At 51.4% G+C, this 18081-nt stretch carries 19 protein-coding genes, 1 pseudogene and 1 other annotated feature; of the genes and pseudogenes, 7 read left to right on the forward strand and 13 right to left on the reverse strand.

All coding sequences use genetic code 11. The features are described from left to right. A pseudogene (locus tag DS743_RS09255) lies at nt 1–188 on the forward strand (IS4 family transposase); the annotation flags it as partial. A 73-nt stretch (nt 189–261) separates the two neighbouring features. On the opposite strand, the gene nagB reads toward DS743_RS09255, so the two are convergent. Beyond that, on the reverse strand, nt 262–966 hold the full coding sequence (gene nagB / locus DS743_RS02890; protein WP_141372530.1) for a glucosamine-6-phosphate deaminase: 705 nt from the start codon (nt 964–966) through the stop codon (nt 262–264). Between the two features lie 238 nt (nt 967–1204). On the opposite strand from nagB, the gene DS743_RS02895 reads away from it, so the two are divergent. Then, entirely contained in the window at nt 1205–2047 is an 843-nt protein-coding gene (locus tag DS743_RS02895) for an aldo/keto reductase (RefSeq protein ID WP_035185561.1), read from the forward strand. A 3-nt stretch (nt 2048–2050) separates the two neighbouring features. Here the strand turns inward: DS743_RS02895 and DS743_RS02900 are convergent, their stop codons facing one another. Then, the gene (locus DS743_RS02900) at nt 2051–2176 is read right to left on the reverse strand and encodes a hypothetical protein (RefSeq protein ID WP_257786113.1); all 126 of its coding nucleotides are present in this window, start codon (nt 2174–2176) and stop codon (nt 2051–2053) included. A 57-nt stretch (nt 2177–2233) separates the two neighbouring features. On the opposite strand from DS743_RS02900, the gene DS743_RS02905 reads away from it, so the two are divergent. Then, nucleotides 2234–2485, forward strand: a complete 252-nt coding sequence (locus DS743_RS02905; protein ID WP_035185562.1) for a hypothetical protein — start codon at nt 2234–2236, stop codon at nt 2483–2485. Between the two features lie 40 nt (nt 2486–2525). On the opposite strand, the gene DS743_RS02910 is transcribed toward DS743_RS02905, so the two are convergent. From DS743_RS02910 to DS743_RS02945, 8 genes are all read right to left on the reverse strand, one after another. Beyond that, nucleotides 2526–3641 (reverse strand): MFS transporter, encoded by a 1116-nt coding sequence (locus tag DS743_RS02910; RefSeq protein ID WP_231128250.1) that lies wholly within the window; start codon nt 3639–3641, stop codon nt 2526–2528. A gap of 322 nt (nt 3642–3963) precedes the next feature. Next, on the reverse strand, nt 3964–4920 hold the full coding sequence (locus DS743_RS02915; RefSeq protein WP_003616436.1) for an ABC transporter permease: 957 nt from the start codon (nt 4918–4920) through the stop codon (nt 3964–3966). Then, nucleotides 4920–6059, reverse strand: coding sequence for an ABC transporter permease (locus tag DS743_RS02920; protein WP_035185567.1), 1140 nt, complete (start codon nt 6057–6059; stop codon nt 4920–4922). Before DS743_RS02920 ends, DS743_RS02915 begins: the two co-directional genes overlap by 1 nt. Beyond that, nucleotides 6052–7596, reverse strand: a complete 1545-nt coding sequence (locus DS743_RS02925; RefSeq protein ID WP_141372532.1) for an ABC transporter ATP-binding protein — start codon at nt 7594–7596, stop codon at nt 6052–6054. The genes DS743_RS02920 and DS743_RS02925 overlap by 8 nt, the downstream gene beginning before the upstream one ends. A gap of 83 nt (nt 7597–7679) precedes the next feature. Further along, complete coding sequence (locus tag DS743_RS02930; RefSeq protein WP_035185571.1) at nt 7680–8765, reverse strand: BMP family lipoprotein; 1086 nt, start codon at nt 8763–8765, stop codon at nt 7680–7682. Between the two features lie 295 nt (nt 8766–9060). After that, complete coding sequence (locus DS743_RS02935) at nt 9061–10158, reverse strand: BMP family lipoprotein (RefSeq protein ID WP_035185574.1); 1098 nt, start codon at nt 10156–10158, stop codon at nt 9061–9063. Between the two features lie 185 nt (nt 10159–10343). Next, nucleotides 10344–10940 (reverse strand): DUF4352 domain-containing protein, encoded by a 597-nt coding sequence (locus DS743_RS02940; RefSeq protein ID WP_035185576.1) that lies wholly within the window; start codon nt 10938–10940, stop codon nt 10344–10346. A 94-nt stretch (nt 10941–11034) separates the two neighbouring features. Continuing rightward, nucleotides 11035–12075, reverse strand: coding sequence for a serine/threonine protein kinase (locus DS743_RS02945; protein ID WP_035185577.1), 1041 nt, complete (start codon nt 12073–12075; stop codon nt 11035–11037). Between the two features lie 42 nt (nt 12076–12117). Here DS743_RS02945 and DS743_RS02950 point away from each other — a divergent pair, with 42 nt between their 5' ends. Beyond that, entirely contained in the window at nt 12118–12528 is a 411-nt protein-coding gene (locus DS743_RS02950; RefSeq protein WP_016396105.1) for a hypothetical protein, read from the forward strand. 42 nt (nt 12529–12570) lie between these two features. Continuing rightward, a complete protein-coding gene (locus tag DS743_RS02955) occupies nt 12571–13005 on the forward strand; it encodes a hypothetical protein (protein ID WP_035185578.1) in 435 nt (144 codons plus the stop codon). Nucleotides 13006–13055: 50 nt separating this feature from the next. On the opposite strand, the gene DS743_RS02960 is transcribed toward DS743_RS02955, so the two are convergent. Beyond that, a complete protein-coding gene (locus tag DS743_RS02960; protein ID WP_035185579.1) occupies nt 13056–14150 on the reverse strand; it encodes a BMP family lipoprotein in 1095 nt (364 codons plus the stop codon). Between the two features lie 205 nt (nt 14151–14355). Continuing rightward, nucleotides 14356–15456, reverse strand: a complete 1101-nt coding sequence (locus tag DS743_RS02965) for a YdcF family protein (RefSeq protein ID WP_072544277.1) — start codon at nt 15454–15456, stop codon at nt 14356–14358. A gap of 92 nt (nt 15457–15548) precedes the next feature. Here DS743_RS02965 and DS743_RS02970 point away from each other — a divergent pair, with 92 nt between their 5' ends. Further along, nucleotides 15549–16205 carry a CPBP family intramembrane glutamic endopeptidase gene (locus DS743_RS02970; RefSeq protein ID WP_003611814.1) on the forward strand — a complete coding sequence of 219 codons (657 nt, stop codon included), beginning with the start codon at nt 15549–15551 and terminating at the stop codon, nt 16203–16205. A gap of 93 nt (nt 16206–16298) precedes the next feature. Here DS743_RS02970 and DS743_RS02975 read toward each other — a convergent pair whose 3' ends face one another. Next, nucleotides 16299–17459: a cation:proton antiporter gene (locus DS743_RS02975; RefSeq protein WP_035185600.1), complete on the reverse strand. Its 1161-nt coding sequence runs from the start codon at nt 17457–17459 to the stop codon at nt 16299–16301. A gap of 51 nt (nt 17460–17510) precedes the next feature. Continuing rightward, nucleotides 17511–17559 (reverse strand) — a sequence feature (sodium ion sensor (DUF1646 type); this cis-regulatory element may regulate processes involved in with the transportation of sodium ions). Nucleotides 17560–17765: 206 nt separating this feature from the next. Between DS743_RS02975 and tnpA the strand changes: the two genes are divergently transcribed. Then, on the forward strand, nt 17766–18081 hold a 316-nt coding region (gene tnpA, locus DS743_RS02980; RefSeq protein WP_258945805.1), incomplete at its 3' end, for an IS200/IS605 family transposase.

Genomic DNA, 18081 nt, shown 5'->3' on the forward strand with positions numbered 1-18081 from the left:
CATGGTAGACGAGCTTGCGGACATCACCTTTCAATCACTCCCTACAAATCCTGGTGGAAGCCATGTTCGAGAGTGCGAAAGAGATCTTCCAACCGACAGAAGAGCTGATGGAAAGGTTCACCAAGGCTTTCATTTCACGCCTCCCGAAGTACATGCAAGAGGCTATATCGCCATCACTAGCAGCTTAATTGAATATTTACTGGCAAAACTATTGAGTTTTCAAGGCTTCATAGGTCTTTTTGGTGTGGGAAGTTTAAGTTCTTATTTAAGCAAGCTCGCGGCTGCCTGGTCGGCAATCACCGTAACGTTCGGGTGCTTTTGTAGGACGCTGGCCGGGACATCCGTAGTCACTGGCCCTTCAACCATGGCCTTAATAGCCTTAGCCTTGCTTTCCCCCTTGGCCAAAAGGATGATCTCCTTAGCCGCCATGATATTGGCAATCCCCATGCAGATGGCGCTCTTTGGCACTTCATCAATGCTGTCGAAGAAGCGGGCGTTGGCCTTGATCGTGCTTTCCGTCAAAGCAACTTCATGAGTCACGCTGTCAAACGGCGTCCCCGGTTCGTTGAAGGCGATGTGCCCGTTCTGCCTGATCCCTAAGACCTGCAAGTCTACCGGGTTGTCTGCCAAAATCTGGTTGTAGCGGCTGCACTCTGCCTGGATGTCCTTTGCCTGGCCGTCTGGCAGGTAGGAGCGCTTGAATGGCTTGTACTGGAAGAGATGCTGGTTCATGAAGTAGTGGTAGCTCTGCGGGTTTTCCGGGCTGAGACCGACGTATTCATCCAAGTTGACGCTGGTCATTTGGCTGAAGTCGAGCTGGCTGGCCACCATCTCCTGATAGAGCTCAACCGGTGAAGACCCGGTTGCCAAGCCCAAGGTCTTAGCCCCTTCGTCAACCGCCTTTGCCAAAAGGTCAAAGGCCTGCTTGCCTAATTCACTGGCGTTTTTCACAACGATAACTTTCATCTTGATCACGACTCCTTGATTTTTTTGCTTGCTCATATTGGTATAGTCCATTCTAGTTCCGTAAGGATTTTTTGTCAAGGTATAGACCAACATTTGCCAAGGTATAGACCAATAAATCTTGGTAAAATCTGAGCGCTTTTTTCCAAAAAATGGTCGCCCTTGTACTATGCTTAGAAGGAAGAAAAAATAGAAAGAATAAAGCAAAACAGAAAAATAGGAAATAAATGAAGGCAAGAGCATGAAATACATGACCGTCAAAGGGGAAAAACTGAGCCAGCTGGGCCTGGGCACCTGGAACATGGGGGAAAATGCCAGCAGGAGGGAGGAGGAAATTGCGGCCATAAGGTATGGCTTGTCTGCCGGCGTCAACGTAATCGATACCGCTGAAATGTATGGGGAAGGGCGGGCTGAAAGCCTGGTTGGCGAAGCCATCAAGGACCTGAACCGGAGCCAGCTCTTCCTTATTTCCAAGTTCTACCCCTGGCATGCCAGTCCTGATGACCAGAAAAAAAGCCTGGCCGCCAGCTTAAAGCGGCTGCGGACAGACTATCTGGACTTGTATCTTTTGCACTGGAAGAGCGATTATCCTTTAGCAGAAACCGTCAAGGGCCTGCAGGATTTGCAAGCTGCCGGCCTGATCCGCCACTGGGGAGTTTCCAACTTCGACACGGCTGACATGCAAGAGCTGGTAGATATCGCCGGGGAAGGGGCCGTTTTTGCCAATGAAGACCTCTACAATCTCGACAAGCGGGGCGTTGAATATGACCTCCTGCCTTGGCAAAAGCAGCACGGCATTGCTTTTATTGGCTATTCGCCCTTTAACTCAGGCAACGGGCAATCTATCCCCGTTAAAGCCAGCTTAAAGCAGATCGCTGACAAGCGGGGCGTGTCCGTTCACCAAGTATTGCTGGCCTGGACCATGCGGACCGGGCAGGTCTTGACCATTCCTAAGGCCAGTTCAGTTGCCCACATGCGGGCCAACCTGGCGGCTGCTGACCTGGTCTTGACCGCCGGTGAACTGGCCGCCTTGGATCGGGATTACCTGCCACCGAAGAGCAAGCAGCCTTTGGAGAGCATTTGATTTTCAGCTGATTTCCACGAAGGTCTTGTAGTAGTCGTAGACCTTGTCATCTTCTTCCCCGCAGTCCAAAAAGCGGCTGATGATCCAGCTACTTGGCTGGCAAGGAAGCTGTTTTAATTCTGCTTGCAAGTTGTTGGGAAGGCCAGGTACTTGCCCGGCTTTTTCTCCTAGAGGATCTGGCCGGGATTGAGCCGGAAGCAGTTTACCCTGCTGCGGCTGAAGTGGTCCTGGCCCTATCTGGCCTGCTTGTTTGTGATCCACTTGATCTACTGGCCGGGCAGCTGGCTGGCCGCCGTATCCCTTATCCTGCTCTTTGCCGCGGCTGCCGGGATGACTCTTTACCAGCGCCGCTACTTAGGCGGGATCAAAGACAGCATCTGGGTCTTCGCGGTCTTCGCACTTTTGCGCCTGCTGACGACATTGCTTTTTAAGATCTGAAAAAGCCTTGCTCCGTGTGGAGTAAGGCTTTTCGCTTGCTTTAGCTTTTGACCAGACCTTGCTTGTCGCGTTTAATCAAGCGCAAGACGCAGGCAAAAATCAAGAGGATGAAGATGAAGAGGACGATGAAGGCGGCTTGTGACCCCATGACTACCTGCTTGCTCTGCCCCTGGTAAGGACTGCCGGCGATGTGCATGACTTCCAGCTGCTGCAGGCCGATCGTCATGGCGTTGTTGTACATCATGCTGAAGCCGGTCATGAACATGACGTGGAAGATCACGATCAAGGCAATGGAGAGCTTTTGGGCAAAAATGATGTAGAGCAAAATGCCGGCCATGGCCAGGAAGTTGCCGATTAAGAAGAGCTTCTTGAAGCCCTGGCTGTCCAAGAGCCGGCCCATTACCGGCCCGAAGAAGGCTGACAAAAGGCAGCCCACGCTGGTCAAGGCACTGGTCTTCAGACCCAGTTGCGCCAGGTTAGGGATGACAAAGGTTAGGCTGATCTGGATGAACTGCAGGAAAGTGTAGATGAGCAGACCCTGGTTAAAGCCGGTATTTTTCAAAACGGAAATATTGATAATGTGGGCCTTGCCTTCCTGCTTGGCCAGCTTGAAGTAGATGACAAAGGAAATGACCGTGACCAAAAGCCCGCCCCAAACCAGTGGACTGGCAAAGCCAGAGCTTAAGTTGTTAACGGCCAGGGTCAAGGCAACCAGGGCCAAGACGATCAAGAGGTACTCGCTGAAGTTGAAGTGGTCTCGGTGGGCTTTATTGTCGCTCATGAAGCGGGCCGCGATGATGCAGAAGACAATGGTAATCGGCAGGGTAAAGATAAAGTTGAACCGCCAGTTAAGAGCTGCCAGGCAGATCCCCCCGTAGGTCGGCCCAAGTGACGGGGCCAGGGCGACGATCATGCCCGCTGTCCCGACGAAAGAACCCTGCTTGGCCCGGGGCACCTCCAGCATGACCGGCAAGGTATTGGACAGCATGCAGATCACCCCGCCGATGACTGAGGCCGTGCCCGCCGCGATGATCAAGCTCTTGAACTTGAAGCTGCGCTGCAGGTAGGCAGCCAGGACGATCGGCAAGGTAACGGCCAGCAGGTAGGCCGTGGTAATCCACTGCACGTTGTTCAAAGATTGGTTGAAGACCTTCATCAGGGTTGGGAGGGTCCGTTCATTGACGTTTCGACCAAAAGCCCGCTGTAGGCCACGCCCGCGGTCCCGATGATCGACCAGATCACGGAAGGGGCGACTTTTCCATGAGCTTCCATTAAATTCAAACCTCCAATAAAAAAACTCCAATTCAGCGAATCCGGGCCCGGAAAAGGTCTTTGGATTCAGCCAGAATTGGAGTCATACTCTAATATTCCAGTGAACCAAGCTCCACAAAGCTTGCTTTAAAAACTTGTCATTAATTTACTTTAGCATTTTTTCAGAAAAAATGTCAGTAAAAAACAGGGCCAAAGCCCTGTTTTCTTTATTTCGACTTGATGTAGTTTTGCCCGTCGGCAGCTGGCCCGACAGTCTTGCCGAAGAAGACCACCAGAACGATGATCGTCAAGACGTAAGGCGCAATCTGCAGGTAAACGGATGGCAGGCTGGAAATGCCTGGAATCTGGTCCCCGATGATACTCAAGCTTTGCGCGAAGCCAAAGAAGAGGGAGGACAGCATAGCGCCGATTGGGTTGTAGCGGCCGAAGATCATGGCCGCCAGGGCCATGAAACCTTGCCCGGCAATAGTGGAAACTGAGAAGTTCCCGGCAATTGCTTCAGCGAAGACGGCCCCGCCGATCCCGCCGAGGAAACCGGAGATCAAGACGCCGGCGTAACGCATCTTGTAGACGTTGATCCCCAAAGTGTCGGCAGCTTGTGGGTTTTCACCGCTGGATCGCAAGCGCAGGCCAAAGCGGGTCTTGTATAGTACCCAGTAGAGGAAGATGGACAAGACGATGGCCACCCAGGCAGGAGCTGAAGTGTTCTTGAAGAAGATCGGCCCGATAACCGGGATGTTGGCCAGGCCAGGGAAGGAGAAGTAGCCGAAGTTTTGGTTGATGTTTTCGGTCTGCCCCTTGTTGTAGATGGCCTTGACCAGGAAGACGGCCAATGGCGGCGCCATCAAGTTCAAGACCGTCCCGGAAATAACGTGGTCAGCCCGCCAGTTGACCGTGGCAACGGCGTGCAGCAGGGAGAAGATGATCCCGACAATCCCGCCCAAGAGGGCACCCAGCCATGGAGTAGCGGTGCCGAAGGTTGAGGCGAAGCTCAGGTTGAAGACGATGGAGGTGAAGGCCCCCATGGTCATGATCCCTTCCAAACCGACGTTGACGATCCCTGAGTTTTCACTGAAAGTCCCGCCCAAAGCGGTGAAAATCAAGGGAGCTGAATAAACTAAAGTTGATGAAACGATTAAGGCTAATACAGTCACGAAGTTCATTATGCTTCCCCTCCTTTTTGCTGGTCATTGGCGGCTTGCCGGCCGGCGGTTTCCGCCGTGGCAATATAGGTCGCGGTCTTGTCAGACTTCTTTTCCTTGAAAAGGAGGCCGACAGCCCAGCTGATGGCTACGAAGAAGATAATGGCAGCGATGACGATAGAAACGATTTCAAATGGAATCCCGGCTGCCGTCTGCATCCCCAGGCCACCGATCTTCAAGATAGAGAAGAGCAGGGAAGCCAGCAGGATGCCGATGGCGCTCATGCCGCCCAAAAGGGCAACGGACATGCCGTCCCAGCCGATGTCCAGGGTAGTCGTTTGGGTGAAGTAGTTCTGGTAAGTCCCCAGACCTTGTACGACCCCGCCCAGGCCACAGAAGGCACCTGACAGGAGCATGGAGATGATGATGCTCTTCTTGTCGCTCATGCCGGCGTAACGGCTGGCGAATGGGTTCAAACCAACCGCCTTGATTTCAAAGCCGACCGTGGTCTTCTTCATCAAGAACCAGAAGATGACCAGGGCAATGATGGCCAGGAAGATACCGCCGCTGATCCGGGAGTCGCCGAACATTTCGCTCAGCCACGGAATCCGCAGGCTGCCGCTAGCCCCGATAGTCTTGGTAGTGTCGGTGTCAACGCGGAGGCTCTTGCTCATGACGTCCTGGTGCAGGTATTGGCAGAGGTAGAGGACGGTGTAGTTAAGCATGATGGTTGAGATAACTTCGTTGGTTCCGAAGTAGGCCCGCAGCCAGCCGGCAATCCCGGCAACCAAGGCACCGGCCAGGATGCCGGCGATGATTTCAAATGGCAAGAGGATGTAGACGGGCAGGCCTTTGAAGGCCAGGCCAATCCAGATAGCGGTCAGCCAGCCGGCCTGCGCCTGGCCCGGCAGACCGATATTGAAGAAGCCAGCGGCTGAAGAGATCTGGAAGCCGATAGCGATAAAGATCAACGGGGTGGCGTTACGGATGGTTTCCCCGATCCCGTTGGCTGAGCCCAGGGCACTTTCAAACATTGAGCTGTAGGCCTGGAATGGGTCATAGCTCCAGGCCAGCATGATGATGGCCCCGACTAAAAAGCCGGCAATAACAGAAACGATCGGCACTAAAAGCCGCTTGGCTTTAGGGCTCACCTTAATCATTAGCGGCAGCCTCCTTCTTGGTATTCTTCCCGGTCATAAGCAAACCGAGTTCAGTTTCACTAGTCTGGTTAGGCTTGACTTCACCTGATTCGGCCCCGTCGTGCAGGACGACAATTCGGTCAGACAGCTGCAAGATTTCGTCAAGTTCGTAGGACACAAGGAGCACGGCCTTGCCGGCGTCTCTTTGCTTCAGCAGCTGGCTGTGGATGTATTCGATGGCCCCGACGTCCAAGCCCCGGGTTGGCTGGAAGGCAATGATCAAGTCAGCGTCCCGGTCAAGTTCCCGGGCGATGATGGCCTTTTGCTGGTTACCACCGGACAGGTCGCTGGCTGGCAATTGTTCGCTGGTCGTGCGGACGTCGAACTTCTTGATCAGTTCCCGAGCGTGTTCCCGGATGGTCTGTTCGTTCATGATCCCGTGCTTGGAGTAAGGCTCCTTGTAGTAGGTCTGGCTGGCAATGTTTTCAGACAAAGGCAGTTGCAGGATCAAGCCGTACTTTTGCCGGTCGGCAGGGATGTGGCCGACGCCGGCTTCCGTGATTTGGCGGACTGGCTTGTTGGTCAAATCCTGGCCGTTGATGACGACTTGGCCGCCTTCAACATGGCGCAGGCCAGTGATGGCTTCGACCAGTTCGTCCTGGCCGTTGCCGTCGATCCCGGCCAGACCAAGGATTTCCCCGCCGCGGATATTGAAGGAGAGACCCTTGACTGCTTCGGTCCCCCGGTCTTCATTGACGTGCAGGTCCTTGACTTCCAGGATATTTTTGCCTAGATTGATGGGAGCCTTGTCCAGCTTAAAGTTAACATGGTGGCCAACCATCATTTCGGCCAATTGTTCGTCATCTGCATCGGCAACGCTGACGGTTTGGATGGACTTACCAGCCCGGATGACAGTGACCCGGTCGGCACTTTCCTTGATTTCCTTCAGCTTGTGGGTGATCAAGATGATGGACTTGCCTTCCTTGGCCAGGTTCTTCATGATCTTGATAAATTCAGTGATTTCCTGCGGCGTCAAAACGGCAGTTGGTTCGTCGAAGATCAAGATGTCGGCCCCGCGGTAAAGGACCTTCAGGATTTCAACTCTTTGCTGCTGAGCGACGGTGATGTCGGAAATCTTAGCGTCAGGGTCGATGGCCAGGCCGTATTGCTTGGACAGGGCCAGGATCTTTTCTCTGGCGGTCTTGAAGTCCAGGGCCAGGCCCTTGGTGGTTTCGTGGCCTAAGATGATGTTTTCCAGGACAGTGAAGGCCTGGGCCAGCATAAAGTGCTGGTGCACCATCCCGATCCCCAGGCTGGTAGCGACGTTTGGGCCGGAGATGTTGACTTTCTCGCCCCGCACGTAGATTTCGCCAGAGGTTGGTTCGAGCAGGCCAGAAAGAATACTCATTAAAGTAGACTTGCCGGCGCCGTTTTCGCCAAGAAGCGCCAGGATTTCGCCCTTGCGGAGCGTGAGGTTGATATCGTTGTTGGCTTTAAAACCGTTAAAGTCTTTCACGATATGGCGCATCTCAATGATGTTTTTGATCTCTTTTTCCATATGACAAAACTTTCTGTAATTACTTTTACAAAAAACACCCCGTAATATTGCGGAGTGTTTCAGATTGACTACTATATATTGTGCTACTTACTTGGAGCAGTTGCAACTTTAATTTTACCAGCCAGGATTTGCTTGCGGGCAGCTTGCACTGCCTTCCAAGTCTTGGCATCAAGGTTCCCCTTAGTGACAGAGACGCCATCGTGAGCTAAGCCGTAGGAAATTACCTTACCGCCAGGGAATTTGCCCTTGTAGGCTTTGTCAGCGATGTCCTTGCATGCGAAACGCAGCCCCTTTAATACGGAGGTCAGCGTGAAGTTGGCCTTCTTACCGTCTTTTGAAGTGTAGTTACCCAGGTTTGCCTGGTCAACGTCAACACCGATGACCCAGACCTTCTTGGCAGCCGTGGTTGCCTTGTTGCGGGTCTTGGCTTCAGTGAAGACACCGTTACCGGCGTTGCCGGCAGCTTGGTAGATGATGTCAGCGCCGTCAGTGTACATTGACTGGGCGATTGACTTGGCCTTGTCGGTTGAGGTGAAGTTGCCGATGTATTGGTCGTAAACGGTGATCTTCTTGCCTAAGGCCTTGGCACCATCCTTGACACCTTGCTTGAAGCCGGCTTCGAAGAGGTCCAGGACGCTGGACTTGGCCCCGCCGATGAAGCCGACCTTGTTAGTCTTGGTGGTGTAGGCAGCAGCCAGACCGCCAAGGTAGGAAGCTTCGTTGCTCTTGAAGGTAACTGAAGCAACGTTCTTGCGGCCAGTGATAACTGAGTCGATCAAGACGAAGTTCTTCTTAGGGTACTTCTTGGATGCGGCTTTAACTGAGTCAGTCAGCATGTAGCCGACACCGTAGATGGTTTGGTAGCCGGCTTGGGCAGCTTGAGTCAGGTTAGGGGTGAAGTCAGCAGCAGATGATGATTCAAAGTACTGGTAACCGCCCTTGCCTTGCTTGAGGCCATGTTCCTTGCCGTAGTCCTTGAAACCAGACCAAGCGGCTTGGTTGAAGGAGTGGTCGTCAACACCGTTACCGTCAGTGATCAAGGCGATACCGTGCTTGGTGTCCTTGTTGACGGAAGTGTTAGACTTCTTGCCGGAGCAGGCAGTCAATACAGCAGCGATTGACAGGGTGGCTGCCCCAGCGGCAACCAATTTCTTGTAATTAAAGCGCATAGCGAAATTACTTCTTTCTTTTTCTTCTTTTCTTCTTCATAGACGAACGATTATGTATTAAAGATAGCATTCAGTTTTAGAAAAAGCAAGAGAACAGATAGGCGAATATTCGCTTTTTTGGACGAATTTGGAGAAAAAGTTTTTCAGCGGCTAAGAAAACGGTTAATTCACGAACAAAGCGGTAGCTTTGTATAGACCAGTTCCCGGACTGGGAAGTTTTAGTTATAACGCTAAGGCGAAGAAAAAAGGCACCCATCGAATGATGAGTGCCTCTTAAAAAATCTGTTGTTTGAGATTACTTCAAGTCGCTTACGCTTTCAGCAACCTTAACCTTGCCGTTCAAGATTTGCTTGCGGGCTGCTTGAACCTTGCTCCAAGTCTTGGAGTCGATGTTGCCCTTGGTTACAGAAACACCGTTGCCTTCAAGAGTGTAGACAGAGTGCTTGCCGCCTGGGAACTTGCCTTGGTATGCCTTTTCAGCGATACGTTCAACAGCAACGTCCAGACCCTTTAGAACTGAAGTCAGAACGAAGTTGCTCTTCTTGCCGTCCTTGGAAGTGTAGCTACCCAGGCTTGATTGGTCAACGTCAACACCGATGACCCAAACCTTCTTGGAAGCCTTGCGGTTCTTGTTGATGTCCTTGGCTTCAGTGAAGACCCCGTTACCAGCGTTGCCGGCTGCGTGGTAGATGATGTCCGCGCCGCTGGCGTACATTGATTGAGCGATTGACTTAGCCTTGTCAGTTGAAGTGAAGTTACCGATGTATTGGTCGTCAATTTTGATCTTCTTGCCCAAAGCCTTGGCACCTGCTTCAACACCTTGCTTAAAGCCGGCTTCGAACAGTTCCAGGGTTGCTGACTTGGCACCACCAATGTAACCTACGTGGTTGGTCTTGGTAGTGTAAGCAGCAGCGATACCTGCCAGGTATGATGCCTGGTTGCTTTCGAAGGTAACTGAAGCAACGTTCTTTTGGCCGCTGATCACGTCGTCGATGATCACGAAGTTCTTCTTAGGGTTCTTCTTGGCAGCGGACTTGATAGCGCTGGTCAGTTGGTAGCCGACACCGAAGATGGTTTCAAAGCCGGAGCTGGCAGCTTCATTGGCGTTAGGAGTAAAGTCGGCGGCTGATGAAGATTCAAAGTATTGGTAGCCACCCTTGCCTTGCTTCAGACCGTGCTTCTTACCGAAGGCCTTGAAACCATTCCAGGCAGCTTCGTTGAAGGAGTGGTCGTCAATGGCGTTGTTGTCAGTGATAAGCGCGATGCTGTGCTTGGTGGTCTTAGTACCAGTTGAAGATGATGACTTCTTGCCTTGGCAGGCAGTCAACAGAACTGAAACTGAAACAGCAGCAGTAGCGATGGTTGCTAACTTTTTAAATTTAGAAACAGACACGTGATTTCCTCCGTTACAACACGAATATTTGTGTGACAATCGCGAAAAGATGTTTATTTTTACCTTAGTTTATTATAGTGTAAAAACAGAAAAAAGCAACAATATAAGCGAAATTCCGAACTGTTTTTTGACAGCGGTTAACAAAAAAAGCAAAACCTGGCTCTCGCAGGCTTTGCTTTCGCGGTTTATTTGAGATTGAATTTAACCGTATTGTCGTTCCAAATTGAGGTTTTGTATTGCAGCTGCAGCTTTTTGGCAGAAGTTTTTGCTTCGCCAACCAAATTTCCTGAAACTGAAGCGCCCTTGTCCAAGGAGCCGGCGTCCAGAGTGTTGTCAACATCCGTGTCAATTGCGTCGAGGTCGGTGTTGTTGCCGTCCGCGTTCAGCTTGAAGTCAAACGGATTGTAGTCCTGGCTTTCATCGGTGTGGTTGGTAATCGTAATATTGATGATCACGAACTGCTTTCCGTTGTCAGGCCGGTTATATTCGCTGCCTTGACTGAACTTGACGCTGTTGACTTTGATTTCATATCCCTTGTAAGATGCCTTTTGGCCGACTGAGTAAACCTTGCTCAAAGGGTTAGCTTCAGCTTTTTTCTTAGAGCTGGTCTGGGACTTGGCGGCTGAGTCAGAGCTGCTGTCGCTATCGCTTGACCCGCCAAAGGCCCCGCTTCCGAGGAAAACGACAACCAGCACGACTAGCAGCCAGAACCACCAGCGCTTATAGAACTTCTTCTTTTGTACGTACACATTCCCATTCTCATCTTTGATTTGCTTTGCCATGATTCCTATTCCTTCAAATTTTTTACTCTCACATAAACCAGCGACAGTTTAAGTGTAGACTTTTAAAGAGAAGGATTGGTGGGCAGGCAGCCCACTAATGGCCAAAAGATGAAATTGCTACCGATAAAGCGGCTAAAGCCGTGGTCAAAACCGTGGCCACGAGCAGGTAGCTGATGATGATCCCGCAGGCCCGGGTAAATTTGGACTTGGATGAATGGAAAAGGCACATGCTCTTGATATTGCGGTAGTTGCAGGCAAAAAGGATGATCAAGAAAAGAACCATGAAAAAGGACAGGCGGAGCAGGAAACTGTCAACCGCTGAGTCGCTCTTGGCGTCCATACTAAAGGAAATAAACAGCATCAATAAGTAGCCGCAACCGGCTGTAAGCATGCGGGCGGGCTGATGGCTGCGGAAGCCTGGCAAAAGCCAGCTGGACCGGCCTAAGCCAGTAATCGCATCCTTGAATTCCCGGGCACTTTGGTAGCGTTTCTGGCTGTTGATGTGGGTAGCTTTTTCAATGATTTCCCGTTCTGGTCCTTTATAAAGGCGGACGCTGGGCAGGTAGCCAGTATAAAGGACGTTCATCAGCACACCGACTGCATAGAAGTCACTGGCTGGCCCGCTCTGGCTGAAGCCGAACTGTTCTGGGGCCGCGTAGCCCACTGACCCCAGGATGCGGGTGTCGCGGTCAGCGTCTTCCTGCATGTTCCGGGCGATATCGAAGTCGGCCAGGATCAGCTTTTGGCCATCATAAAAAATATTCTCCGGCTTGATGTCCCGGTGAATGATCGGCGGTGTCTGCTGGTGCAGGACCGCGAGGACGTCCAGCAGCTGGCAGATTAAGTCGTGGATCTGGGCAGAAGTGAGCTTGTGGGTCTCTAAGTACTGGTCGAGACGGGGAGAGTCGATGTATTCTTCGATGACGGTCAGGCGGTCGCTTTTTTCCAGGCAGACAATCTTGGGAATCGCGGTGTCCAGCTCAGCCAGCTGTTCATATAAAGGAGCGTACTCTAAAGGAAGGACTCGCTCGATGTAAGGGGTCGGGACCAGCTTTTCAACTTTGAAAATTGCCTTGTCGTCCGTTATTTTAATGGGGACGGGATTAACGTAATCGCTTATTTTTCCTTGCTTCATCTATAAAATCTTTCTGCCATAATGGTAACAATGGGGGTAAAAATGGAAACTGAAAAATTACTCGCTGCTTTGAAAGCAGATCATATTTCTAATGTACTAGATCAAGTGGCTGATTACAATTTTGCCGGCTATTTGAACAAGCTGATCGAAGATAAGGGGGTCAAGAAAAGCGAGCTTTTCAACGAGGCTATGATCGAACGCAGCTATGGCTATCAAATTTTGAAGGGGCGGCGCCTGCCAGCAAGGAATAAGGTTTTGTCCCTGGCCCTCAGCTTGAAATTATCTCTGGCTGAAACCAACCGCCTTCTGTCTTTAAGCGATAACGGGGCACTTTACGCCAACGTAAAACGGGACGCGGTCTTGATCTACTGTTTGGTTAGGGGGATGTCGGTGATCGATACTGACCAGCAGCTGGCAAATTACGGCTATCAGAGCTTGAACGAAGAAGAATAATAGAGTAGGATGGCGGATATTAGTTGTTAGTGGAGGAAAGCAATGAATAGCTTGTTTTGGGTAAATTTGTTAATCGGCTGCGGGATGCTGCTGAGCGGTTTTAAGCAATTGCCGGTGACTTTCAGCTGGCGGAAATTGGCAGTGATTTTTCTGGCAAGCGGGAGTCTGCTCTTGGTTGAAGGGATGCTGGTCAGAAAGGTGTTTGAAACGGCGCAGGTACTTTTTGTGATTGCGGTTCTCTATTTGCTGCTGGGTCTTGCTGGCCTGGTCATGATGTTTGCCAAAAAGGACTGGCAAGCTTTCACCAGCGAAGATTGGCGCGATTTCGCGGCCGTCTTGATTATCAGTGCCTTGCTGGCCTTCTACTTTTTGCGGGATGCTGCTTTTAATTTATCCAGCATGCTGCTGCCAGAAGCAATGTTTCTTGCTGGCCTGCTCCTGGTCTCTTGGGCCGTTAAAGCCGGGAAAAACGCCTGATACGCAAAAAAATCTCTGAGCTCCTGCTCAGAGATTTTTGTTTTTTTTACTTACTTGCTTGGGTGGCTTGGTACGGAAATCTTGCCGGCCAGAATCTGGCTACGGGCAGTTTGTGCCTGCTCCCAAACTGAGTCAGCCACGTAGCCCCGGGTCAGGTAAACACCGTTGTGCTTCAAGCCGTAAACCAGCTGCTTGCCGCCTGGGAACTTGCCCTTGGCTGCCTTGGTAGCGATGTCCTTGACTGCCACGTTGACCCCGGTCATTACGCTGGTCAGGCAGAGGTTGGACTTCTTGCCGTCCTTGGACTTGTACTTGCCCAGGCTGGACTGGTCAGAGTCGACCCCGATGACCCAGACCTTCTTGCTGGAGTTGGCAGCCAGGCCTTCGTTGACGGACTTGGCTTCACTGAACAAGCCTTGGCCGGCTGAACCTGAAGCGTGGAAGATTACGTCCGCCTTCTTGGCAAACATAGCCTTGGCGATTGACTTTTCCTTGTCAGAAGCCGTAAATGAGCCGACGTATTGGTTCAAAATCGTGATCTTCTTGCCCATCTTCTTGGCCGTGTCCTGCACGCCCTTGGCAAAACCAGCATCAAATAAGTCGACGATGTCCCCGTGAACCCCGCCAATGAAGCCAACCACGTTGGTCTTGGTGGTCCGGGCCGCAACTACCCCGGCCATGTAGGAAGCATCCTGGGACTTGAAGTTGGCGGAAGCCACGTTCTTTTGCCCCTTGATCACGTCGTCAATGATGACGAAGTTCTTGTCAGTGTGCTTCTTGGCTGCTGAAGCAATCGCGCCCTTAAGTGAGTAGCCAACGCCGAAAATGGTCTTGTAGCCGGCCGCAACCGCCTGGTTGATGTTTGGCGTAAAGTCAGAAGCTGAACTTGATTCAAAGTATTGGTAGCCGTTGGTCCCCCGCTTTAAGCCTTGAGATTTGCCGTAAGCTACCATCCCTTCCCAGCCGGACTGGTTGAAGGAGTGGTCGTCAACCCCGGCGATGTCAGTGATCAAGGCCACGCTGGCTGAGCTCTTCTTGTTGGAGCCGCCGCCGTTTTGCTTGGCCCCTGAGCAGGCAGTCAGGGCAATCCCCGCTGCTAAAACAGTACCAGTAGCCAAAACTTGCTTGAATTTGAATTTCTTCACGATAAAATCCCCCTTAAGATTAACACGATTACGATCTTATCAATATTTGGTAGTTATGTCAAAAGGGCACCCACAAGATAAAGTGTTGATTTGACGGGATTCTCGTTTTTGCCAAAAAGCTCTCAAGATATATGGCTCTAAGCGGGAAGGGCATACTAGAAAAAAACAAAAAATTACCCGGATTTTCCAGGTAATTTTAAAAAAGTTAAAAGACATTTAGTAGTTTGCAAATTGCCAAGGCGATGTAGCCGGCCACGATCAAGGCCATCACGGTGAAGTGGCGGAGGCGGTTCATGACGAACATGCCGGCGAATTCCCGCAAAACCGCGTTGGGCAGGTAGTAAGGGCGGGTGTAAGAGCCGATCCCGTTGGCATCCAGCCCCGCCCTTTTCGCGTAGATGGCTGACCGGAAGACGTGGTAGTTGCTGGTAAAGAAGCAAGCCTTGAAGTTGTCATTGCCATAGTCGTTGTAGGCCACAATCTGAGAAAATTCCATGTTCTGCTCGGTATTTCTGGACTGGTCTTCCAGCAGGATCAGTTCCTTCGGGACCCCCCGCTTGATGGCGTAAGCGGCCATGGCTGCCGCTTCAGAAATTTTTTCATTCGGCCCCTGGCCGCCGGACATGATGAACTTGGGCAAGGGCTGGCCCTTTTCCTGCTGGTGGTAGGCAAACTGGGTGGCCCGGTTGATTCTGGCCGCCTGGATGTTGGAAATCTGGTCCCCATGGATCAGGCCCGCTCCCAAAACGATCAGGTAGTTCTGCTGGTAGCGGCGGGGAACAATCTGGTATAGCAGGAGGTTGACCAGGAAGTTGTACATGACGGCTGCCAGGTAGACCGCGACCGTCGGGAAAATGTCCAGGATGAGGCGCAGGCCGGTCGGCGTGCTGCGGGTGAAGTGGCCGATGAAAATGAAGACCCAGAGGCCCAGCATGGCCCCGGCCAGGATCAAGGTCAGGAGGTTGGGCAGGGTATGGCTCTCATGCTTCAAGACCACATAGGAGTTCCATAAAAGCAGGATCCAGGAGAAAGAGACGATGACGGCCACGGTTACTGCCAGGATCGCCAGGGCCCAGAGGTAGACCTTGCGGAAGCTGGGCAGGTTGGTGGCATAGACCAGGAAGGTGAACCAGGCCCCCAGCGAAGCGATGAAAAAGGTGAAAAAGACCCCGTTGATCAAGCGGCGCGGGTCGCTCAGCCAGGAGAAAATGAAGGTTACCGCGGCAATCGCCACCAAAATGGTAAAGTAGCTGAAAGCCCGGTTCTGGCTGAATAGAAATAGCAGTGTGTTTAATCCGGATGGCATTTTTTAGGTCCTCGTCCATATCGTTTAGAAAATTGGTCAAACTTTATTATAATAGAGGATAAGAATTTTTTTGAGACAACAAGGTGACAAACATGAAAAAAATTGGGCATTATCTCTTTTACTTGATCGAAATCGCAATCGTGTTCGCGCTGTACACGACCCTGCAGGAGTTTTACTTCTACCCGGACATCTTTGGCTTCGGGTCGGCTGAGGCCTTCATCCTGGCCCTCTCGACCGTCCTGGTCTTCTGGTTCAGCTTCTGGCTCTATAAGGGGCAGCTGGATGATGACAATGACTGGGGCTTCAGCCAGGACTTCCACTGGGATTGGCGGAAGCTGGCCACCGCAGTTGGGGGCTTCTTCTTGATGCAGCTGCTCTACATTCTCTTGATGAACTTGATCGGCGGCGGGGTCTCAGTCAACCAGCAGAACCTGGATGACCTCCAGCAGACGGCGGGCCCCACCTACAATATCATGGTGGTCTTAGTTGCCCCGGTTATGGAGGAAATCATCTTCAGAGGGATGTTCTTCAACCTCCTCTTTAACCATGCCGGCAAGGTCGCCAAGTGGGCGGGGATCCTGGTTTCCGGTTTCTTCTTTGCCTTTGCCCACAATCCCTTCTGGTCACCATATCTCCTGGTTTACTGGATGATGGGGTCAGTCCTGGCCTGGGTCTACATGACCACCAAGGACCTGCGCTACTCCATGGCCACTCACATCATGTGGAACATGCTCAGCATTTTAGGCTAGGCCAAAAGGAAAAATACAAGAATACAACAAAAAGAGAAAAAGAGAAATCTGTTTGGAGATACGAAAAGCAGCGAAGCTTGGCTTCGCTGCTTTTTAGTTTTGCGCTTCGTCTTTTCTGATATAGTGGTTGAGCATGATCGGTGAGAGAACCGTCGTCAAGATGATGACCAGAATCAAGCTGGAGTAAATGTCCTTTGGGAAAAGGTGGTGGGCAATCCCGATCTGGGCCACGATCAAGGCCACTTCCCCCCGGGAAACCATCCCGGCCCCGACAATGCTGCCTTCCAGCGGCTTAAGGCCGAAGATTTCTGATGAGTATTTGCCGGCCCAGTACTTGGACAGAACGCCTAGAACCGTCATGACCACGATGAAGAGGAAGTCCTGGCCGATGGAGGCAAAAGTCATCGACAGGCCGATGTTGACGAAGAAGGTTGGAATAAAGACTGAGTAGCCGATCGCGGAGACTGAGGAATTGACTTCTGCTTCCTGCTTGGTCTGCCGGATGGCCAGGCCGCCGAAGAAGGCCCCGACCACGGCACTCAAGCCGACTAATTCAGCGATGTAGGCCATGCCCAAAGACAGGATCAAAGAGGCGATGACCACAGAGTAGCTGACATTGATTTTTTCCGCCAGCTGCATGAACTTTGGCGCGATGAACTTGTAAACCAGCCAGACGAAGACGAAGTAGAGGGCTTCAAAGAGCAGGTTCAGGAAGAAGTTGTTGGTCAGTCCTGACTTGCCGCCTTCATGGCTGAAGGTGGTGAAGATGCTGAGGACGATCACCGCCAAAATGTCGTCGACTACCGCTGCCCCCAAAATTGCCGTCCCGGCCTTGGTCTGCAGCATCCCGGTCGCCCGCAGGACTTCCACGGAAATGGAGACGCTGGTGGCCGCGAAGATGATCCCGATGAAGAGGGCTTCCAGGAACTGCATCCCGAAGAGAAGGGAGGCCCCGCCGATAAAGAGGATAGGGAGGATAACCCCGACCGTGGCCACCGTGAAGCTGATCTTAAAGTACTTCTTCAGCAAGTCCAGGTCGCTTTCCATCCCGGCTAAAAACATCAGCATGATAACCCCGATGTCGGAGAAGAGAGTCATCGTTTCGTTAGGGTGGATCCAGCCCAAAAGAGCCGATCCCAGCAGGATCCCCGATAAGAGCTGGCCGATGACCGGAGGCCAGTTGAAGCGGGCAAAGACTTGCCCCAGCAAGGTTGTCATCAGCAAGACCAGTATCAGTTGTCCAATAAATTCCATATTGACCTCCGTTTCAAAAAAGGCTGGATAGCAAAAAACTCTCAAGAAAAAGCTTCTTGACCCAAAGAAGCAAATTCTTGAAAGTTTTGAAACTCCAACCTCTGAAAAATGTTATGTTAACTAATAATACTTTAGCAAAAAATTGGAGAAAAGACAAATTTTATTACGTTGGGGGGGAGAAAACTTGGCATTTCAATGCCGAGTTGAATCGCCACCTTTTTACCTTAGTATGTGAACGTTAGTTTGACATGTGATATAATATAAATAGCTAGAGAGCTGTAAATACTGAAAGGAGGTGCAACTCATATGACTAAATACGAATTCAGAAATGATGAGCCAGATATCATCCATGGGCGAGGCTACGTATACAACCTCAATTACCACATTGTCTGGTGTACCAAGTATCGCAACCAAGCCTTGGCTAATCCAATTATTGTCGATTCGCTCAAGGACAAGATCCTTCAGATCTGCCGTGAGAATGAGTATACGGTCAAGGCTCTGGAAATAATGCCAACTCACGTGCATATTCTGCTGTCTGCCAAACCCCAAGAGAGCGTGACAAATATCGTCAAGAAGCTCAAAGGCATTACGGCCAAGTGGCTTTTTGAAAAGTACCCAGAAA

The sequence above is a fragment of the Lactobacillus leichmannii genome, assembly GCF_024701915.1.
Taxonomy (GTDB): domain Bacteria; phylum Bacillota; class Bacilli; order Lactobacillales; family Lactobacillaceae; genus Lactobacillus; species Lactobacillus delbrueckii.